This is a genomic window from Mycolicibacterium sp. lyk4-40-TYG-92 (assembly GCF_030209435.1).
Classification (GTDB): domain Bacteria; phylum Actinomycetota; class Actinomycetes; order Mycobacteriales; family Mycobacteriaceae; genus Mycobacterium.
The window spans coordinates 145,433-164,613 of the sequence record NZ_JARVRX010000014.1; the positions used below are offsets into that span (position 1 = coordinate 145,433).

17 protein-coding genes are annotated in these 19,181 nt (G+C 66.0%); 8 read left to right on the plus strand and 9 right to left on the minus strand.

What is annotated here, in order from left to right; genetic code table 11:
- Positions 1-22: 22 nt before the first annotated feature.
- The 5 genes from QRN63_RS20505 to fabG form a co-directional block, all read right to left on the minus strand.
- On the minus strand, positions 23-1,366 hold the full coding sequence (locus tag QRN63_RS20505) for an MFS transporter (protein ID WP_267316503.1): 1,344 nt from the start codon (positions 1,364-1,366) through the stop codon (positions 23-25).
- Positions 1,367-1,508: 142 nt separating this feature from the next.
- Positions 1,509-2,201 carry a GntR family transcriptional regulator gene (locus tag QRN63_RS20510; RefSeq protein WP_285032502.1) on the minus strand — a complete coding sequence of 231 codons (693 nt, stop codon included), beginning with the start codon at positions 2,199-2,201 and terminating at the stop codon, positions 1,509-1,511.
- A complete protein-coding gene (locus QRN63_RS20515) occupies positions 2,185-3,378 on the minus strand; it encodes an acyl-CoA dehydrogenase family protein (RefSeq protein WP_285032503.1) in 1,194 nt (397 codons plus the stop codon). The genes QRN63_RS20510 and QRN63_RS20515 overlap by 17 nt, the downstream gene beginning before the upstream one ends.
- Positions 3,379-3,408: 30 nt before the next feature.
- Entirely contained in the window at positions 3,409-4,629 is a 1,221-nt protein-coding gene (locus QRN63_RS20520) for an acetyl-CoA C-acetyltransferase (protein WP_285032504.1), read from the minus strand.
- A complete protein-coding gene (gene fabG / locus QRN63_RS20525; protein WP_267316499.1) occupies positions 4,630-5,367 on the minus strand; it encodes a 3-oxoacyl-ACP reductase FabG in 738 nt (245 codons plus the stop codon).
- A gap of 130 nt (positions 5,368-5,497) precedes the next feature.
- Between fabG and QRN63_RS20530 the strand changes: the two genes are divergently transcribed.
- Positions 5,498-6,694: an acyl-CoA dehydrogenase family protein gene (locus QRN63_RS20530; protein WP_285032505.1), complete on the plus strand. Its 1,197-nt coding sequence runs from the start codon at positions 5,498-5,500 to the stop codon at positions 6,692-6,694.
- A 51-nt stretch (positions 6,695-6,745) separates the two neighbouring features.
- On the opposite strand, the gene QRN63_RS20535 is transcribed toward QRN63_RS20530, so the two are convergent.
- Positions 6,746-7,198, minus strand: coding sequence for a MaoC family dehydratase (locus tag QRN63_RS20535; protein ID WP_285032506.1), 453 nt, complete (start codon positions 7,196-7,198; stop codon positions 6,746-6,748).
- A gap of 379 nt (positions 7,199-7,577) precedes the next feature.
- Here QRN63_RS20535 and QRN63_RS20540 point away from each other — a divergent pair, with 379 nt between their 5' ends.
- Genes QRN63_RS20540 through QRN63_RS20550 form a run of 3 tightly spaced genes read left to right on the plus strand, consistent with a single transcriptional unit; the run spans position 7,578 to position 12,322 of the window.
- Positions 7,578-8,294 (plus strand): hypothetical protein, encoded by a 717-nt coding sequence (locus QRN63_RS20540; RefSeq protein WP_267316496.1) that lies wholly within the window; start codon positions 7,578-7,580, stop codon positions 8,292-8,294.
- Positions 8,294-10,420 (plus strand): Rv1355c family protein, encoded by a 2,127-nt coding sequence (locus QRN63_RS20545; RefSeq protein WP_285032507.1) that lies wholly within the window; start codon positions 8,294-8,296, stop codon positions 10,418-10,420. The genes QRN63_RS20540 and QRN63_RS20545 overlap by 1 nt, the downstream gene beginning before the upstream one ends.
- 12 nt (positions 10,421-10,432) lie before the next feature.
- Positions 10,433-12,322 (plus strand): putative bifunctional diguanylate cyclase/phosphodiesterase, encoded by a 1,890-nt coding sequence (locus QRN63_RS20550; RefSeq protein WP_267316494.1) that lies wholly within the window; start codon positions 10,433-10,435, stop codon positions 12,320-12,322.
- An 11-nt stretch (positions 12,323-12,333) separates the two neighbouring features.
- On the opposite strand, the gene QRN63_RS20555 is transcribed toward QRN63_RS20550, so the two are convergent.
- Entirely contained in the window at positions 12,334-13,242 is a 909-nt protein-coding gene (locus QRN63_RS20555; RefSeq protein WP_285032508.1) for a hypothetical protein, read from the minus strand.
- Positions 13,243-13,427: 185 nt separating this feature from the next.
- Here QRN63_RS20555 and QRN63_RS20560 point away from each other — a divergent pair, with 185 nt between their 5' ends.
- The 3 genes from QRN63_RS20560 to QRN63_RS20570 all read left to right on the plus strand — a co-directional run bounded on the left by QRN63_RS20560 (position 13,428) and on the right by QRN63_RS20570 (position 16,522).
- Entirely contained in the window at positions 13,428-14,093 is a 666-nt protein-coding gene (locus QRN63_RS20560) for a ScbR family autoregulator-binding transcription factor (RefSeq protein ID WP_285032509.1), read from the plus strand.
- 71 nt (positions 14,094-14,164) lie between these two features.
- A complete protein-coding gene (locus QRN63_RS20565; protein ID WP_285032510.1) occupies positions 14,165-15,397 on the plus strand; it encodes an acyl-CoA dehydrogenase family protein in 1,233 nt (410 codons plus the stop codon).
- Complete coding sequence (locus QRN63_RS20570) at positions 15,398-16,522, plus strand: acyl-CoA dehydrogenase family protein (RefSeq protein ID WP_267316490.1); 1,125 nt, start codon at positions 15,398-15,400, stop codon at positions 16,520-16,522.
- A 12-nt stretch (positions 16,523-16,534) separates the two neighbouring features.
- On the opposite strand, the gene QRN63_RS20575 is transcribed toward QRN63_RS20570, so the two are convergent.
- Both QRN63_RS20575 and QRN63_RS20580 read right to left on the minus strand, forming a co-directional pair.
- Complete coding sequence (locus tag QRN63_RS20575) at positions 16,535-17,008, minus strand: YbaK/EbsC family protein (protein ID WP_267316489.1); 474 nt, start codon at positions 17,006-17,008, stop codon at positions 16,535-16,537.
- Between the two features lie 22 nt (positions 17,009-17,030).
- A complete protein-coding gene (locus QRN63_RS20580; protein ID WP_267316488.1) occupies positions 17,031-18,293 on the minus strand; it encodes an amidohydrolase family protein in 1,263 nt (420 codons plus the stop codon).
- Between the two features lie 72 nt (positions 18,294-18,365).
- Here QRN63_RS20580 and QRN63_RS20585 point away from each other — a divergent pair, with 72 nt between their 5' ends.
- On the plus strand, positions 18,366-19,178 hold the full coding sequence (locus tag QRN63_RS20585) for an AraC family transcriptional regulator (protein ID WP_285032511.1): 813 nt from the start codon (positions 18,366-18,368) through the stop codon (positions 19,176-19,178).
- Positions 19,179-19,181 lie beyond the last annotated feature (3 nt).

Consider the following 19,181-nt stretch of genomic DNA (forward strand, 5'->3'; position numbering starts at 1 on the left):
GAACACGCAACCCGCGAGGCCCTCAGCGGTACGCGCTGCCCTGCTCCTGGTCGAGGTAGGTGTCGGACTTGTTCTTCAGGAAGAACAGATACACCAGCAGCGAGGCCCCGATGCAGACGGTGACGTAGAGGATGAACAGCGGCACGTCGCCTCGGGCCTTGAGGGCCTGGTAGATCAGGGGCGCCGTGCCGCCGAAGATCGAATTGGCCAGCGCATAGCCGACGCCGACGCCCAGCGCCCGCACGTGGGCTGGGAACAGTTCGGACTTCACCAGCGCGTTGATCGACGTGTATCCGGTGAGGATGACGTACGCGGCGGCCACCAGCAGAAACGACATGATCGGCGAGTGCGTCTGTGGCAGGTAGGTGATCAGGACGTACGTGTAGACCAGCCCGCCGAATCCGAACCACAGAAGCAGAGGTTTGCGGCCTACCCGGTCGCTGATCATGCCGCCGACCGGCTGGATCAGCATCAAGAAGATCAGCCCGAGCAGGTTGATCCAGGTGGCGGTCATGGGTTGGTTCTTGTACGTCGCCTTGACGATCGCCGGCGCGTTGACGCTGTACGTATAGAACGCGACGGTACCGCCGAGCGTGATCAGGAAGCACAGCAGCAATGGCTTCCAGTAACGCGTGAACAGTTCACGAATCGAACCGGCGTTCGGATCCTTGCCCTCCTGGACCGCCTTGAGCGTCTCCTCGGAGAGCGACTCGTCCATGCTGCGCCGCAGCCAGAACACCACGACCGCCGCGACACCGCCGACCGCAAAGCCTATGCGCCAACCGAATTCGCTCACCTGCGCGGTGCTCAGTGCCGTGAGGATGATGAGCAAGGTGAATTGGGCGAGCACGTGCCCACCGACCAGTGTGACGTACTGGAACGAGGAGAAGAACCCGCGGCGTTCCCTGGTCGCCGCCTCCGACATATACGTCGCGGAGGTGCCGTACTCGCCGCCGGTGGCGAAGCCCTGCACCAGCCGGCAGATGATCAGGATGATCGGCGCCGCGGCGCCGATGCTGGCCCGCGACGGAACCAGGGCGATCACCACCGAACAGGCGGCCATCAGCGAAACACTGACCATCAGTGCCGCACGGCGGCCCCGGCGGTCGGCGAAGCGGCCGAAGAACCACGACCCGATCGGCCGGGTGATGAACGTGACCGCGAAGATCGCGTACACGTAGATGGTCGAATTCTGGTCGGCCTTGTCGAAGAACTGGTTCTCGAAGTAGGTCGCAAAGACGGTGTAGACGTAGACGTCGTACCACTCGACGAGGTTGCCCGACGACCCCCGGATGGTGTTCCAGATCGCGCGACGGGTCGCTGCGCGGCCCGACGGCGTCGGCGCGTCTTCGGTCGATACGGTCATGCTGTCTCCAACAGTGGGCAACGAATCGGGTGTGGGCACATCATTGCGGCGAACCGGCGGTAAGGAGTGGGATCGGGCCGCAGCGCCGTTTTCCTTGCACGATTCACAGATTCACCCAGACCGTACCCTCGGCGACACCGGCTCAGTGGGCTTTACGCTCGCGGATCACCCCGCGTTCGCAGAGGTGCTCGGTCAGCGGTGCCACACCGACCTCGAAGTGTTCGGCCATCGCCGTGCGGGCCGCGTCGCCGTCGCCGGCCTGCAGCGCGGCGATCACGCGCCGGTGGTCCCGGATCGACAAGTCCGGCCAGCCCTCGAGCGTCGGGAACACCGCCTCGGGCGCGTAACGGGTTATGCCTGACATGAATTGGGTCAGCTTGGGTGAATCGGCGATGACGTTGATCAGCCGGTGGAACTCGTGGTTGAGCTGCACCATGCGGTCGACGTCGGTGTGCTGGTACGCCTGCTCCAGCGCGTCCTGGATGCGGGTGAGCTCGGTGATCTGATCGGCCGAGATGTTCTCGGCGGCGCGGGCCGCCAGTTCCCCACCCACGAACGCCTGCACCATGGCCACGTCGGACACGTCGCGAGCGGTCACCTCCAGCACCATGAAGCCTCGTCGCGGATGTTGCACCAACAGCCCTTCGGCCCGCAGGTTCAGCAGCGCCTCACGGACCGGGGTGACGCTGACGCCCAGCTCGGTGGCCAGCTGGTCCAGCCTCAGGTACTCCCCCGCCGGGAACGCACCGTTGAAGATGCGGCGACGAACGTACCGCGCCACGTCGTGGGAAAGCTGTGCGGGCGCGGCGAATTGAGGTTCAGATGCGGTATTCATTGAGCAGGTTCTTGCTGATGATGGTCTTCTGGATTTCGCTGGTGCCCTCGCCGATCAACAGGAACGGCGCGTCCCGCATCAGACGTTCGATCTCGTATTCCTTCGAGTAACCGTAACCTCCGTGGATCCGGAAGCTCTGCTGGGTGACCTCCGAACAGAACTCACTGGCAAGATACTTCGCCATCCCGGCCGCGACGTCGTTGCGCTCGCCCGAGTCTTTGAGCCGCGCCGCGTTGACCATCATCAGATGTGCCGCTTCGACTTTGGTGGCCATCTCGGCGAGCTGGAAGGCGATGGCCTGGTGGTCGGCGATCGGCTTGCCGAACGTCTCCCGCTGCTGGGCGTAGCGCACCGCCAGTTCGAAGGCGCGGATGCCGACACCGCAGGCCCGCGCCGACACGTTGACGCGGCCGACCTCGATGCCGTCCATCATCTGGAAGAAACCCGCGCCGGGCTTGCCGCCCAGCACGTCGCCGGCGCCGGCGCGGTAGCCGTCGAAGATGAGCTCGGTGGTGTCGATGCCCTTGTAGCCCAGCTTGTCGATCTTGCCCGGGATGGTCAGGCCGGGCTTGACCTCACCGAAGCCGGTCGGCTTCTCGATGAGGAACGCGGTCAGGTTACGGTGCGGCTTGTCCGCGCCCTCATCGGTTTTCACCAGTGCCGCAACCAGAGTCGAGCTGCCGCCGTTGGTCAGCCACATCTTCTGTCCGGTGATCAAATAGCCACCGTCTTCGGTCCGCACGCCTCTGGTGCGGATCGCCGCGACGTCGGAACCCAGCTCCGGCTCGGACATCGAGAACGCGCCGCGTACCTCGCCGGTCGCCATGCGGGGCAGGTAGCGCTGCTTCTGTTCGTCGGTGCCGTGCTGACGGATCATGTAGGCGACGATGAAGTGGGTGTTGATGACGCCCGAGATGCTCATCCAGCCGCGGGCCAGTTCCTCGACGCACAGCGCGTACGTCAGCAGGGACTCACCGAGCCCGCCGTACTCCTGCGGGATCATCAGGCCGAACAGGCCCAGGTCTTTCATCTGATCGACGATGGCCTGCGGGTAGGAATCCGAGTGCTCCAACTCCTGAGCGACCGGAATGATCTCCCTGTCGACGAATTGCCGTACGGTGGCCACGATTTCGCGCTGCACCTCGGTGAGACCGGCGGTCTGGGCCAACTTACTCATGTGCGATCCCGCTTCGCTTCTCGCTGTCCGTCATGACTCGATCCGTTCGAATACGGCGGCCAGCCCCTGGCCGCCTCCGATGCACATGGTTTCCAGTCCATAGCGGCCGTCCCGCAGGTGCAGTTCGCGCGCCAGGGTCGCCAGCATCCGGCCGCCGGTCGCACCGACGGGATGACCGAGTGAGATACCCGAGCCCCGCACGTTCGTACGTTCCCAGTCCCCGTCGGTGAACTTCCATTCCCGGGTGCAGGCCAGCGCCTGCGCGGCGAAGGCCTCGTTGAGCTCGATCAGATCGATATCGGCAAGCGCCAGACCGGCTTTGGCCAGCGCCACCTCGGTGGCCGGGACCGGGCCGATGCCCATGATGTTCGGCGGCACTCCGGCCACGCCCCACGACACCAGCCGCACCAGGGGCTGAAGTCCGAGCTCCGCCGCGCGCTCCGGCGTGGTCACGATGCACATCGACGCCGCGTCGTTCTGTCCGCTGGAGTTGCCCGCCGTCACGGTGGCATCCGGATCATTCTTGCCCAGAACGGGTTTGAGCTCGGCCAGCGCCTCGGCGGTGGTGTCGGCGCGGGGATGCTCGTCGGTGTCGATAACTTCAACACCGGCACGGGAAGTGACGGTCACCGGCACGATCTCGTCGGCCAGCACGCCACTGCGCTGTGCCGCAACGGCTTTCTGGTGCGAACGCACCGCCAGGGCGTCCTGTTCCACCCGGGGGATCGCGTACTGCCGGCGCAGATTCTCGGCGGTCTCGAGCATGCCGCCGGGCACCGGATGATTCTTGCCGCCGGCGGTGGTCCGGCCACGGGCCAGCCCGTCGTGCACGGTGATGCCGCCGCGCGAGCCACCCCAGCGCATGTCGGTGGAATGAAAAGCGACGTTGCTCATCGACTCCGCACCACCGGCGATCACGAGATCGTTTGCGCCACTGGCCACCTGCATGCAGGCCTGGATGACGGCCTGCAGTCCCGACCCGCAGCGCCGGTCGACCTGCATACCGGGAACCGTGACGGGCAGCCCAGCGTCGAGCGCCACGACGCGGCCGATGGCCGGTGCCTCACTCGACGGGTAGCAGTGCCCCAGAACGACGTCCTGCACCGCGTCGGCCGGAATTCCGGTGCGCTGCAACAGGCCCTGCAGCGCCGCGACACCGAGCTCGACGGCGGTCAGCGACTTGAACATGCCGCCGTAGCGGCCGATCGGCGTACGTACCGGCGCACAGATGACAGGGCTGGTCGCGGTCATCTAGATGTGCCGTCCCCCGGTGATTTCCAGGACACAGCCGGTCATGTACGACGACATGTCCGACGCCAGGAACGTGACCACCGACGCCACCTCGCTGGGCTCTGCAGCCCGTCCCATCGGGATCTCCGCGAGCTTCTGGTCCCAGATCCGTTGTGGCATGGCCTCGGTCATCGCGGAGCGGATGAGGCCCGGCTGCACAGCGTTGACCCGCACCCCGAGGTGGGCGACCTCTTTGGCGGCCGCCTTGGTCAGGCCGACGATGCCCGCCTTGGCCGCCGAGTAATTGGTCTGGCCGATCAGGCCGACCTTGCCCGAGATCGACGAAATATTGATGATGGCACCGCTTTTCGCCTCCCGCATGACGCCCGCGGCCAACCGGGTGCCGTTCCAGCAGCCTTTCAGGTGCACGTCGATGACCTGATCGAACTGCTCCTCGGTCATCTTGCGCATGGTGGCGTCGCGAGTGATGCCGGCGTTGTTGACCATGATGTCCAAGCCGCCCCAGGCCACGGCGGCATCGATCAGTGCCTGCACGTCAGCGGCGGAGGTCACGTCGCACCGGACGGCTTTGGCCACCTCGGTGCCGCCGAGCTTCGCGACGGCCGCCTCGGTGGCGTCGAGGTTCAGGTCGCCGATCACGACCCGGGCGCCTTCGGCGATGAATCGTTCCGCGATCGCGTACCCGATTCCCTGGGCACCGCCGGTGATCACCGCGATACGTCCGTCAAGCAGCGGCATGGTCGTGCACTCCTCCTGATCGACTTGACCGGTCAGGTCAGCAGACCCCTCGACCGGCTTCATACATAAAATATGATATTTCTTGCATCAAACCAGAAGCGCCCTCGTGTTGCACAAGGAGACCCCCGACATGGCCGAACCCACCGGTTCACCCGCCGCAGAAGTCAGCGATCAGGATTTTCGCGACATCCTCGACGCGACGCGCCAGTTCGTCCGCACCGCAGTCGTGCCACGCGAACTGGAGATCATGAACGAGAACCGGGTGCCCGACGACATCCGCGATCAGGCCAAGAACATGGGCCTGTTCGGCTATGCCATCCCGCAGGAGTGGGGCGGCCTGGGACTCGATCTGGTCCAGGACGTCGAGATGGCGATGGAGTTGGGCTACACCACGCTGGCCGTGCGCTCGATGTTCGGCACCAACAACGGGATCGCCGGCCAGGTGCTGGTCGCGTTCGGCACCGACACACAGAAACAGCGCTGGCTGGAACCGATCGCCAGCGGAGACTGCGTGGCGTCGTTCGCACTGACAGAGTCCGGAGCCGGCTCCAACCCCGCAGGCCTGCGCACCAAGGCCGTGGCCGACGGGGACGGCTGGATCATCACCGGCCACAAGCGGTTCATCACCAACGCGCCGACCGCGAACCTGTTCGTGGTGTTCGCCCGGACCCGGCCGGCCGACGACGACGGGCCCGGCATCGCCGTGTTCCTCGTCCCCGCCGACGCCCCCGGCGTCGTGGTCGGGCCGAAAGACGCGAAGATGGGCCAGGAAGGGGCCTGGACCTCCGACATCACCTTCGATGACGTCCGAGTCGGCCCGGATGCGCTCATCGGCGGCAACGTGGACATCGGCTACCGCGCCGCGCTGACGTCATTGGCCCGAGGCCGGGTGCACATCGCCGCGGTGGCGGTGGGCGCGGCGCAACGTGCCCTCGACGAGTCGGTGACGTACGCCGCGACCGCCACCCAGGGCGGTACCGCGATCGGCGAATTCCAGCTGGTGCAGGCGATGCTGGCGGACATGCAGACCGGTGTGATGGCCGGGCGGGCCCTCGTCCGCGACGCCGCGCAATCATGGGTCAGCGGCGCCGACCGCCGGATCGCGCCGTCGGCTGCGAAGCTCTTCTGCACCGAGATGGTCGGCAGGGTCGCCGACCTGGCCGTGCAGGTGCACGGCGGCAGTGGGTACATGCGCGACGTGCCCGTCGAACGGATCTACCGCGACGTGCGTCTGCTGCGACTGTACGAGGGCACCAGCGAGATTCAGCGTCTGATCATCGGCGGTGGCCTGGTGAAGGCGGCGCAGCGCTCGGCTTCGGGCCGCTGACACGACAGCTCAGCGCCCCGGGCCGCGCTGTCACGTGGCCGCCACCAGCAATCATCCGATGATTCGCACGATCGACTCGACCACGGCGGCCGGCTTGTCCGATCCCTCGATTTCGACGGTCGCTGTCATGGTCGCCTGAACGGCACCGTCCAGCTCGTCGACTTTTGAAATGACGGCACCCGCGCGAACGTTTGCTCCGACCTTGACCGGTGTGATGAATCGCACCTTGTTATATCCGTAATTGACGGCCAGTGCGACGTTGTCGACGCGATAGAGCTGGTGCATGAAATGCGGTAGCAGTGAAAGCGTCAGCAAACCATGAGCAATTGTGCCGCCGAACGGGCCCGCGGCGGCGCGCTCAGGATCGATGTGAATCCACTGGTGATCATCGGTGGCATCGGCGAACAGATTCACCCGCTCCTGAGTGATTTCCATCCACTCCGTCGGCCCAAGCTGACTACCTGCTGCTGCGACGAACTCGGACAGATTGTCGAAGACCTTCACGCTTGCCCCTCTCCAAGCGGCCGCGTCCCGGGCCGCACCGCTAATACTTCTAACGCGTCCGTCAGGGCAGCACAATGCACAGATTTTCGGCCGACGCCACCTACTTAGCCGCTCAAAGTTCGCCGTCTCCGCGCATCGTATAGGCTAACCTGCAAATATAGAGATATTCGGGATTGCCAACGTCCTGCGCCCCAGCACACTCGTTTCGACCAATACTTCGGTACGTCGGAGGTCGACAGACAACGTTTCACCACTAGCTGGCTGCAGGACCCCAACAACCCCGATACTGAATTAGGGAATGCAGTCCGCGCGCGATGCGTTTACCGCAACCGACTGCCAACTGACGTTGCAGTGACTGCTCGAAACGAATGGGGCAACGATGTCGGTGGAGTATGTCGAATACGAATCCAGCGTCGATATTCGCTTTCCCGAAAACATCGTCTGGTCCGACGCCGATACCGATTGCAGCGTGGTGCTGTCGCAACCCGACACCGACCCAGAACTCTGGAACCGCTACGTCGATGCGGCTGAGCAGAGTTATCGCCGGCACGGTGTCGAATCGGCCGTCGACGCTGCCGCGATCCGCGACGGCGCGGACACCGCACTGTTCTGGACGGTCCTCGACCGCAGGGCCAACATGGTCGGCGGCCTGCGCGCCAAAGCCCCACTCAGCTGTGCCGATGACTCTCATGCCGTAGTGGAGTGGGCCGGCCGGCCGGGACTGGCCACGGTGCGCAAGATGATCAACGACCGGGTGCCATTCGGCGTCATGGAGATGAAAACCGCGTGGGTGTCCGACAATCGGGCCAGCCAGCACGCCATCACCAATCTCCTGGCCCGCACCGCGTACCACGCGACCAGCGTCATGGGCGTGCAGTTCGTGATGGCCACGGCGGCCCAGCACGTCCTGGAATTGTGGAAATCCGGCGGCGGCGTGGTGGCGCCCATTCCGGCCACGCCGTACCCCGACGAGCGCTACCGCACCAAGATGATGTGGTGGGATCGACGGACCATGGTCAATCATTCCCAGCCGGAGCAGATTACGAAGGCTCTGCACGAGATCGACGCGATATCAACCAGGCTGGTCGCCGGTTGATGGCAGCGCTGGACCCCAACCACATCTCCATCCTCGATCCCCAGAACCCCGCCGACGCGGAAGCACTCGAAGAACTGCTGCGCGATCCGGCGGTGAACACCGTCGACACCTGGGCCGACCAGTTCGCCGCGCTGGCCGAACTCCGGCCGGCGCCCACGTCCGATCTTCTCGACGAACCCGCCCGCTGGGTCTACTACCCGTGGCGCGCGGCCGTGCTGAAGCTGCTGGGCCCACGGTCCTATCGTCGCCTGCGCCTGGACCGAAACCGGCATCTGGCCACCAGCGGCGAACAGGACCGCCTGGGCCGCCTTCGCATCGGCATCGTCGGACTGAGCTCGGGCCATCTCATCGCTCATTCGCTCGCCGTGGCGGGGTTCTGCGGCGAGCTCCGGCTGACCGATTTCGACGCGCTGGGCGTGTCCAATCTCAACCGCATTCCCGCAACGGTTTTCGACATCGGCCTCAACAAGGCGACCGCCGCCATGCGCCGGATCGCCGAGCTCGATCCTTACCTCGCAGTCCGGTATTCGACCGCCGGATTGAGCGCCGAGTCCCTGGCGCCGTTCCTCGACGGACTCGACGTACTGGTCGAGCAGTGTGACTCGCTGGAGATGAAACTGCACCTGCGCCACGGCGCCCGGGCCCGCGGCATCCCGGTGCTGATGGCCACCAGCGACCGCGGCCTGATCGACGTCGAACGCTTCGATATCGACCCCAGCCGTCCGGTCTTCCACGGACTGCTCGGCGACATCGACCCCGAGACGATGGCGGGCCTGCCGATCGCGGAAAAGCTGCCGTACCTCATGCAGGTCTTCGACCCGGCCGGAGTTTCGCCGCGAATGGGTGCGTCCCTACTCGAGGTGGGCCGAACCCTGTCGGCCTGGCCCCAACTCGTCGGTGACGTAACCGTGGGAGCGGCAACCGTTTTGGAAGCCATCCGCCGGATCGGGCTGGACGAACCCCTGGCGTCGGGGCGGACCCAGGTCGACATCGGCGGTCTGCTCGGCGAGTTGGCCGAACCCACCCGACCGACCCCACCCGCCGACGTCGACGTACCGACGTCAGGTGCGGTCTCCACCGGGCTCGGTCAGGTCATCGACGCCGCCGTCGCCGCTGCGATCCGCGCGCCGTCGGGCGGCAATTCCCAGCCGTGGCACATCGCGGCGGCGGCCGACGGACTCGCCATCGGCATCGACCCCGCACGCACGTCGGCGATGGACATCGGCTTCCGGGGCAGTGCTGTCGCCGTCGGCGCCGCGGCGTTCAACGCGCGAGTTGCTGCCGCCGCCAACGGTTTTGCCACCGACGTGACCTACACCGAGCCCGACGGCGCGCACCCGCTGCAGGTCGCCCTCCGGCTGCGGCCGGGCGCGGCTCCTGAGCTTGCACGGTGGTACCCCGGAGTCTTCGAGCGGGAGACCAACCGCCACCGCGGGACAGGCGCACCGCTGGCACCCGAAGTGGCCGGAACATTGTCACGGGTGGCGCAGCAATACGACGCCCGCGCGCATGTCATGGTCGACCACGACGAGATCGCACACGTGGCAACGGTCTTCGCCGACGCCGACCGGATTCGCTACCTCACCCCCACACTGCACCGCGAGATGATCTCGGAACTGCGCTGGCCCGGAGACGACCTGGATTTCGGCATCGATGTCCGTTCGCTCGGTCTCGGTTCCGGCGATCTGGCCGTCCTGCCGCTGCTGCGCCGGACCGACGTCGTTGCGGCACTCGACGACTGGGATGCCGGCACGGTACTCGGGGACGACACACGTGATCGCATGCGTTCGAGCAGTGCGGTCGTCACGGTACTGACCCGTGGCGCGGCGCTGAGCGACCTCGCGCGTGGCGGTGCCGCCATGGTCGCCGTGTGGATGGCGGCGCAGGCCGCCGGACTGGCCGTGCAGCCGATGTCGCCGCCGTTCCTCTACGCCCACACCGGAACCGAGCTCGGCGAACTCTCCAGCAAGTACGCCGACGAACTACGCCGACTACAGGGCACGTTCAATACGTTGATCAGCAAAGGACAGGACGAGACGGTGGTGCTCGCGCTCCGAATATCGGCCGCGCCACGGGCTTCGGTACCGAGCCGCAGGAGCACCGCCTTCGAGGTCGGCGCAGGTTAAGCTGATCGTCTCATGTCCATCGACGAGTCTCCCCCTTCACTGGATCGCGTGGTCACGGAGGTTGCGACGCGGTTGATGGCGGCGGACTCCAGCAACTCCACCAAGGTGTACACGGACGTTCTGGAGATCCTGGTCAACTACTTCGGCGTCGACGTCAGCTTCCTGCGCCGCAATGACCATGAGATCGGTGCTTCGATACTCGTCGCGGAATGGCCACTGCGGCCGGAGATTCCGGAACCCGATCCGCTGCGCGTGGTGTACTTCGCCGACGCCGACCCGGTCTTCGCGGAGACCGAGCACCGCAAGACACCGCTCATCGTGCGGCCCGACCCGGAGCCCGACGACTACCAGCGCCGCATCGAGGCGGACCGCAACGTTCCCCAGATATCACTTGCAGCAACGCCTTTGGTGTCCGGCGAACGCACCACCGGAGCACTGGGCTTCGTCAAGTACGGCAACCGCGAATGGGTCACCGAAGAGATCAACGCACTGCAGGCCATCGCTTCGCTGTTGACCCAGGCCCAATCCCGGGTACTCGCCGAGGAGCAGCTCCGGTACCTGGCCGAACACGATGACCTGACCGGCCTGAACAACCGGCGCGCCCTCATCGCCCATCTCGATGCCCGGCTGCAGCCGGGCCAACCCGGGCCGGTGACCGCCCTCTTCTTCGACCTTGATCGACTCAAGGCCATCAATGACTATCTGGGGCACAGTGCGGGTGATTCGTTCATCCGTGTCTTCGCCCAGCGCCTCACCGAGGGGGTCGACAGCAAGACCGTGATCGCCCGGCTCGGCGGTGACGAGTTCGTGGTCGTCCCGGCAGAGCCGATATCCGCGGACAAGGCCGAAGCACTCGCCTACCAGCTTCAGGACTCGCTGCGCCGCCGCGTCTGGATCGACGGCGAACGGCTCACGCGGGCAGTGAGTGTCGGCGTCGCGTCCGGTATTCCGGGCTCCGACAACTCCTCCGACCTGTTGCGCCGGGCCGACCAAGCCGTCTTGAGCGCAAAGTCTGCCGGCGGCGACCGCGTCGCGGTGTTCACCACCGAGATGTCCCTGGAAACGGCCTACCGCAACGACATCGAGCTGCATCTGCAGGACGTCATCGAGAACGGCGCGCTGCTGTTGAACTATCTACCGGAAATCGACATGCGGACCGGGAAGCTGCTCGCGACCGAAGCGCTCGTGCGCTGGGACCACCCGACCCGCGGGCTACTCCCCCCGGCCGCATTCATCGGTATCGCCGAATCGATCAACCTGGCAGGCGAATTGGGCCGTTGGGTACTGCGCACGGCATGCCGTGAGTTCGCCCGGTGGCGCGAGGACTTCCAGGCATCGAAACCCGGCGGTGACGACTCCGATGATCGCGACGATTTCGAGTTGCGCGTCAACGTCTCCCCGGTCCAGCTGGTCACCGACGGCTTCGCCGAGTCGGTGGCCGACATCCTCGACGAATTCGGTCTCGACCGCGGATCGGTGTGCCTGGAGATCACGGAGAACGTCGTCGTCCAGGACAGTGAATCCTCCCGCGCCACCCTGGCCGATCTGCGCCGCACCGGGGTTCGGTTGGCGATCGACGACTTCGGCACCGGATACAGCGTGCTGTCCCACCTCAAGTCGCTGCCCGTCGACATCCTCAAGATCGATCGCAGTTTCGTGACCGACCTCGGGTCCAACCCCGGCGATCTGGCGATCGTCCGGGCGATCATCGCGCTGGCCGACTCGTTCGGACTTCAGATCGTCGCCGAGGGGGTCGAAACCAAAGCTGCCGCAATGACATTGCTGCGCCACGGCTGCTACCGGGCGCAGGGGTTCCTGCTGTCGCGGCCACTGCCGGGCGATCAGATGGCGACGCTGTACCGCAAGGGACGGGTGCCGATCCGGTTCACCAGCGAGATGTGAACCGAACAGCGCTAGCGCGCAACCAGTTCCACACGGGCGAATCTGCTGGCGGGCCGACCCACGATACAGACCTCGAGGGCGCCGGCCGGTGGCGCGGCGTCGGTCTCGGCGGGGACGCCACCGCCGGTGAAATCGGGCGAGATCACGACGGCGTGGCGTGCACGTACGAAGTACGGCCCGTCGGGGGTGTTCAGTTCCGCTCCGATCATCCGGCGGTCCTCGAACAGCAGCGCCTGCAGCGTGCTGGCCGCACTCACCGCGATGTCGCGTTCAGCCGCCGCCTCCGCGAGCCAGTCGAACAGTTCGTCCGGTCCGTCGCCGGTGCTCCATTCAATGGCGCCCAGGGAGGCCAGCCGGAGCGTCTTGCCCGTCGCGTCGCGCTGGGTCTCCGCGGACCAGCCGCGAACCGTGCTGTAGAGCGCGCCGGTGGCGGAGTCCAGGCACACCCGGGCCCAGTCGAGCAGTTGCGCGCCGAAGAACGTCTCGATGGTGCGCGTGTGCGTCTCGGACTCCGTCGGCTCGCGCACGGCACGGGCCGGCACCGACCGGCCGTTCGACGGCGGTGCGCTCGCGCCGACTTCGACCTCGGCGGTCACCGCGGCGAAATAGACGGCGGTGGCATCGGGCTGCGCATCGGATTCCGGCTCGGCCGCTTCGACCTCGCCGGGTCCGTCGGCTTCCGGGGCGGACTCGTCGTCGGGATTCGCGCGCGGCACGCCGAACTCGTCGATCCGCGCGTCGAGGACGGCGCCCAGAGTGACGCAGTGCACATCGTCGCCACGCAGCCACCGCCCGTGTTCGGCGTGCAGCGCTCCGGCAACCATCACATCTGCGGCGGCGTCCACCGCGGCAATGGCTGTGGCCAGGCCACCGATACCGGCGCCGACGCACAGCACGTCAACTTCTGCGTCCCAATCCAACCTGAATTCCCTGAGTTAAGCGTGAGCGAATTGCCACAATCCGACAGCCAGGGATCGATTTCGCCGTTGGGCTACTTTACATACTCGCGGAATGAACGACACCAACAACGGCCTACGTTATGGCACCCTTAGGATGATCCGGGGGGCTAGCCACTGAACGCGCGCTGACGGAAGGTGATCGACGAATGGGGCGCCAGCCGCGATCCGAAGTGACCCGACGCAAGATCATTGACTCTGCTGTCGATTTGATCAATGAGATCGGTTATCCCGCCGCCGGATTGGCTGACATCATCGAACGCGCCGAGCTGACCAAGGGCGCGCTCTACTACCATTTCGATTCCAAAGAAGCGCTGGCCACTGTCATCATCGAAGAGGCAATGGTTCTGCTGTACAACGTGTTCCAGTCTGCGCGGGACTCGGAGCACAGCGCGATGGAGTCACTGATCGTCGGCACGTTCACCACCAGTGATCTGCTGGCGACCAACCGGACCGCCCAGGCCGGCACCAAACTGCTGCGCACATTCGCGGGGTTCAACCCGACCGCACGACACAGCTACGTCAACTTCGTCGACCAGTTCACCTCGGACATCAAGCGCGCCGAGACGGACGGCGATCTCCGCCCCGGCGCAGACCCCGCCGATGTCGCGGGCACGCTGGTGGCCTGGATCCTCGGCGCGGAGCTGATGTCGAGTGCCGCATCCGACGGCCAGGATCTACGCGACCGGTTCACCCAGCAGTGGCGTGTCCTGATGCCGGCGATCGTCACCGCGGAATCTCTGGACCACCATCTGGCTTTCATGGCCTCGGTGTCGACGCGGCAGACAAACCCCGTGGAGCACACCGCCACCTGAACCCACATCGCTAACTAAGTACACTTCTTTGTTGCTAGGCTGCCATCAGCCCAAGCGACAGAGGAGTCTGCATGGACCTCAATTGGTCGGCCAGCGATCTGGCATTCCGCGATGAAGTACGTACGTTTCTGCAGGAAAACCTGACGCCGGACATCCAAGAAGCCGGCCGTCTCATGACCAGCGTCTACAGCGATCACGACGCGAGCCTCGCCTGGCAGCGCATCCTCCACGAACGCGGCTGGGCGGCACCGGCCTGGCCGGTCGAATACGGCGGCTGCGATTGGAGCCTGACGCAGCACTACATCTTCAGCCGCGAGTCGACCCTGGCCGGCGCGCCGTCACTGTCCCCGATGGGCATCCGCATGGTGGCCCACGCGATCATCCGTTTCGGCACCGCCGAACAGAAGGACTACTTCTTGCCCCGCATCCTGACCGGCGAGGTCTTCTTCTGCCAGGGCTACTCCGAGCCGGAAGCAGGGTCCGACCTGGCGGCGCTGAGCATGGCCGCCGTCTCCGACGGCGACGACCTGGTGTGCACCGGCAGCAAGATCTGGACCACCCACGCCACCGAGGCCAACTGGATGTTCGCGCTGGTGCGCACCACCCGCACCGCGAAGAAGCAACAGGGCATCACCTTCGTGCTGATCGACATGAGCACGCCGGGCATCGAGATCCGGCCGCTGGTGATGACGTCCGGCGAAGAGGTCCAGAACCAGGTGTTCTTCGACGAGGTCCGGGTGCCCAAGAGCAACGTCATCGGACAGATCGACGACGGCTGGACCGTCGCGAAGTACCTGCTCGAATTCGAGCGCGGCGGCGGTGCCGCCGCGCCGGGTCTGCAGGTGCTGGCCGACGAGATCGCCACCGCGGCGGCGCACGCGCCGGGCCCCGATGGCGGCCCACTTGTCGACGATGCCGCGTTCTCCCGCAAGCTCGCCGACGCGCGAATCCGTACGGAAGTGCTCGAGATTCTCGAATACCGGGTGTTGGCCGCGCTTGCCGGCGGCGGGCATCCGGGCGCAGCGTCGTCGATGTTGAAGGTGCTGTCCACGGAGTTGAGCCAGACCTTGACCGAACTGGCCATGGAGGCCGCCGGGCCCCGTGGCCGCGCGTACCAGCCGCATGCCACCCGCCCCGGCGGTCCGGTCGCCGAATTCACCCCTCCCCCAGACGGTTACGTCAGTGGCGAGGCCTGGCAGGCGGTCGCGCCACTGCGGTACTTCAACGACCGGGCCGGGTCGATCTACGCCGGCAGCAACGAAATTCAGCGCAATATCCTCGCCAAAGCAGAATTGGGGCTGTAGATGGACTTCACCTTCTCCGCGGAACAGGAACTTCTCCGGGACGGCCTGTCCAAGTTCCTGGCCGGCCGGTACGACCTCGAAACCAGCCGGGCGGCAGCGAAATCCGGCCCGGGCTGGCAGCCCGACATCTGGCAGTCGTTCGCCGAGGAACTCGGCATCCTCGGTGCCGCGCTGCCCGAGGAAGTAGGCGGCATCGGCGGTGGCCCCGTCGAGGTGATGCTGATCGCCGAAGCGCTGGGCCGCGCCCTTGCCATCGAACCGTACGTGGACACCGCGGTGGTCGCGGCCGGTCTGCTGCTGCGCTCCGGTAGCCCGGCCGCCACTCCCGTTTTGGAGGAAATCGCCTCCGGCACAGCGGTTGTCGCGCTCGCCGCGGCCGAGGCCCACAGCGGTGACCGGTGGCAGGACGTCCACACGACCGCCTCCCGCGACGGCGACGGCTGGGTACTGCGCGGCGACAAGATCATGGTGGTGAATGCACCGTTGGCCACGCATCTGCTCGTCACCGCGCAGACCGCGGGCGGCATCTCGCTGTTCCTGGTCGACATCTCCGGGCCCCGGGAGGGACTGGTCCTGCACAGCTACCGCACCGTCGACGACCGTCGCGCGGCCGATCTGGAACTCCGCGACGTCCGGCTGCCCGGGGACGCGCTGCTGGGCGCCGAAGGCGAGGCCTGGCCGTCGATCGCCCAGGCGCGCGACGAGGGTGCCGCCGCTGTGTGCGCCGAAGCCGTCGGCAACATGCGAAAGGTGTTGGCCGACACGGTCGAATACGCCAAGCAGCGCCAGCAGTTCGGCCAGCCGATCGGCAGTTTCCAGGCGCTGCAGCATCGGATGGTCGACATGCACATGGAGCTCGAACAGTCCGTGTCGGCGGTCTACCTGGCAGTGCTCAACCTGGGCGCCGATGCGCACACCCGAGCACGTTCGGTGTCCGCGGCCAAGGCCACCATCGGCCGCGCCGCGCGGTTCATCGGCCAGAACGCCGTACAGCTGCACGGCGGCATGGGAATGACCGAAGAACTCGCGATCGGCCATTACTTCAAGCGGCTCACCGCCGTTCAGTACGAATACGGTTCGACCGACCACCACGTGACCCGCTACGCCGAACTGACCCGCGGCTGAAGTCGGCGTCGGTCAGCGCACAACCGCCTCCAGGCCGTCTGTGACAACCAACAGCTGCGCATAAGTCAACGGCATCACCGAATTGGCGGTGCCCGCCGCAGCCCAGATCACCGGATGGTGGGCGAGCGTCTGATCGACGACGGTCCGCAGCCGCCCGGGATGTCCGGTGGGCGCGACGCCTCCGATCACCTGCCCGGTCGCTTCCAGTACCCGCTGCGGCGTGGCCTTGGTGATGGCATTCGCACCGAGAATGGTGGCGAGCCGCGCGGTGTCCACCCGATTACCGCCGCTGGACATCACCAACAGCGGTTCGCCGTCGCACTCGAAGACCAGACTGTTCGCGATGGCCGCGACCGCACAACCGAGTTGTTCTGCCGCGGCGGCCGCGGTCTTCACGTCGGCGTCGAGGATCCGAATCTCGGGTTCGATCCCTGCCTGCCGAAGAGCAGCGGCGACGCGCCCGTTGCGTTCATTCACAGTGGTCATCATTGCCCACATCGGTCACGGTCTACGCGCCGGTCAGCTGCTTCCGCTCGTACAACCGGGCCCACTCCGCACGCGGCCGGATCGACACGTCGACGTCGGCGGCCTTGGCGCGCAGGGCGCCTGCTGTCGCCTGGTCCTTCGGGGTCAGCTTGAACGGGTCCCAGCCGAAGAACCGGCAGGAGTTCTCCCAGGTGATCTTGTTGATGTCGGAATCGCTTGCGCCCGCGGCATTCAGCTCGGCCAGCACCTGCTCGGGGGCGTCGGGCCAGAAGCAGTCCGAGTGCGGGTAGTCGCACTCCCAGGCGATGATGTCGATGCCGATCTCGTGACGGAGCTTGAGCGACGTCTTGTCGGTGACGTAGCACGCCAGTGAATGCTCACGGAAGACGTCGCTGGGCAGCTTGTCCCCGAAGTCGCGGCGCAGCCATTTCTGGTTGGTGTAGTGCCGGTCGCTGCGATCCAGATAGAACGGGATCCAGCCGATGCCGCCCTCGGAGAACGCGAATTTCAGGTCCGGGTAGTTGCGCATCGCCGGGCCCCACAACAGGTCCTGGGCACACATCGCCGACACCTGAGTGGCCAGGATGATCAAGTTATCAATGGGCGCATTCGGGGCCATACTTATCGCGCCGAAGCCGGTGCCGATGTGCAGACACATCACGACGTTCTCCTCGGACAGGGTCCGGAACACCGGGCCCCAGTAGTCCTCGTCGAAGTAGCTGGGCAGGCCCTCCAGGTGCGGCAACTCGGGCATGGTCACGGCCCGGCAGCCCTTCGCGGCGACCCGCCGGATCTCGCGGCACATCGCCTCGGGATTCCAGGTCGGCAGAATCGCGATGGGGATGAACCGGTCCGGGTAGGAACCGGCCCATTCATCGATGTGCCAGTCGTTGTACGCCGAGACCATCACCAGGGTGGCCTCTTCGCGGTGCATGTTCAGGTGCCGGGCGGAGAAACCGGTGAAGGTCGGGAAGCACATCGAGGCCAGGATGCCGTTCCGGTTCATGTCCCGTACCCGTTCATGCACGTCATAGACGCCGGGACGCATTTCGGCGAACCCGGCGGGATCGCGGCCCCACTCCTCGGCCGGCCACGAGACCACGGCGTTGAGTCCGCTCACCCCTTGCGGGCGGCCCTGGTACATCCACTGGTCGACGCCTTTGTCGTCGGTGACGACGATCGGCGCCTCGGGCTTGTACTTGTCCGGAACATGGTTGACGAACATGTCGGGCGGCTCCACGACGTGGTCGTCGATGCTCACGAGGATGAGGTCGTCGGTCTGCATGTCTCAGTAGTACCGTCTACAGACGTGACCGTCTCTGCACTTTCGGACAGAGGTTTATCCCAAACGGCCAAAATGTCCGAGCGGCCGGTGATCGAGCTGCGCCGCGGTGGCCGCGCCCTCGGTGGCAGCTACCTCTACGAGGGCGACGCGCTGATCACCGGCTGGCACTCACATGAGGTCCACCAGATCGAATACGCGCTGCACGGCCTGGTCGAGGTGGAAACCGATGTGGCCCACTATCTGCTGCCGCCGCAACAGGCCGCCTGGATACCGGCGGGCCTGCCCCATCAGGCGGTGATGAACCCGGACGTCAAGACCGTTGCCGTGATGTTCGATCCCGGCCTGATCGCGGACCGGTCGGATCGGGCACGCATCATCGCCGTTTCCCCGCTGATCCGCGAGATGATGATCTACGCGTTGCGGTGGCCCATCGACCGGCCGGCCGGCGATGCCGTGTCGGACGGATTCTTTCGCACCTTCGCGCATCTGGTGGCCGAGGCGCTGGACCATGAAGCGCCACTGAGCCTGCCGACGTCCGAGCACCCGATCGTCGCCGCGGCGATGGCCTACACAAAAGCACATCTGGCCTCGGCAACGGCCGAACAGGTGAGCCGCGCCGTCTCGGTGTCGGAGCGGTCGCTACGCCGGCTGTTCCAGGAGTCCATCGGATTATCTTGGCGGACTTACCTTCTCAACGCCCGAATGCTCCGGGCGATGGCGTTGCTGACAGAGCCGGGACAGTCGGTGCAGGCCACTGCCACCGCGGTCGGCTTCGAGAGCCTCAGCGCGTTCACCCGCTGCTTCACCCAGTTCAGCGGGCAGTCACCGTCGGCTTATCGCCGCCAGACCGCAGAGACGACGCGCCCGCCGCACGAGTCGCGCTAGCGG

Excerpts from the sequence above, each read along its gene's own strand:
- QRN63_RS20505 (WP_267316503.1), bottom strand. The coding sequence starts at position 1,366 with ATGACCGTATCGACCGAAGACGCGCCGACGCCGTCGGGCCGCGCAGCG.
- QRN63_RS20510 (WP_285032502.1), bottom strand. The coding sequence starts at position 2,201 with ATGAATACCGCATCTGAACCTCAATTCGCCGCGCCCGCACAGCTTTCC.
- QRN63_RS20515 (WP_285032503.1), bottom strand. The coding sequence starts at position 3,378 with ATGAGTAAGTTGGCCCAGACCGCCGGTCTCACCGAGGTGCAGCGCGAA.
- QRN63_RS20520 (WP_285032504.1), bottom strand. The coding sequence starts at position 4,629 with ATGACCGCGACCAGCCCTGTCATCTGTGCGCCGGTACGTACGCCGATC.
- fabG (WP_267316499.1), bottom strand. The coding sequence starts at position 5,367 with ATGCCGCTGCTTGACGGACGTATCGCGGTGATCACCGGCGGTGCCCAG.
- QRN63_RS20530 (WP_285032505.1), top strand. The coding sequence starts at position 5,498 with ATGGCCGAACCCACCGGTTCACCCGCCGCAGAAGTCAGCGATCAGGAT.
- QRN63_RS20540 (WP_267316496.1), top strand. The coding sequence starts at position 7,578 with ATGTCGGTGGAGTATGTCGAATACGAATCCAGCGTCGATATTCGCTTT.
- QRN63_RS20545 (WP_285032507.1), top strand. The coding sequence starts at position 8,294 with ATGGCAGCGCTGGACCCCAACCACATCTCCATCCTCGATCCCCAGAAC.
- QRN63_RS20550 (WP_267316494.1), top strand. The coding sequence starts at position 10,433 with ATGTCCATCGACGAGTCTCCCCCTTCACTGGATCGCGTGGTCACGGAG.
- QRN63_RS20560 (WP_285032509.1), top strand. The coding sequence starts at position 13,428 with ATGGGGCGCCAGCCGCGATCCGAAGTGACCCGACGCAAGATCATTGAC.
- QRN63_RS20565 (WP_285032510.1), top strand. The coding sequence starts at position 14,165 with ATGGACCTCAATTGGTCGGCCAGCGATCTGGCATTCCGCGATGAAGTA.
- QRN63_RS20570 (WP_267316490.1), top strand. The coding sequence starts at position 15,398 with ATGGACTTCACCTTCTCCGCGGAACAGGAACTTCTCCGGGACGGCCTG.
- QRN63_RS20575 (WP_267316489.1), bottom strand. The coding sequence starts at position 17,008 with ATGACCACTGTGAATGAACGCAACGGGCGCGTCGCCGCTGCTCTTCGG.
- QRN63_RS20580 (WP_267316488.1), bottom strand. The coding sequence starts at position 18,293 with ATGCAGACCGACGACCTCATCCTCGTGAGCATCGACGACCACGTCGTG.
- QRN63_RS20585 (WP_285032511.1), top strand. The coding sequence starts at position 18,366 with ATGTCCGAGCGGCCGGTGATCGAGCTGCGCCGCGGTGGCCGCGCCCTC.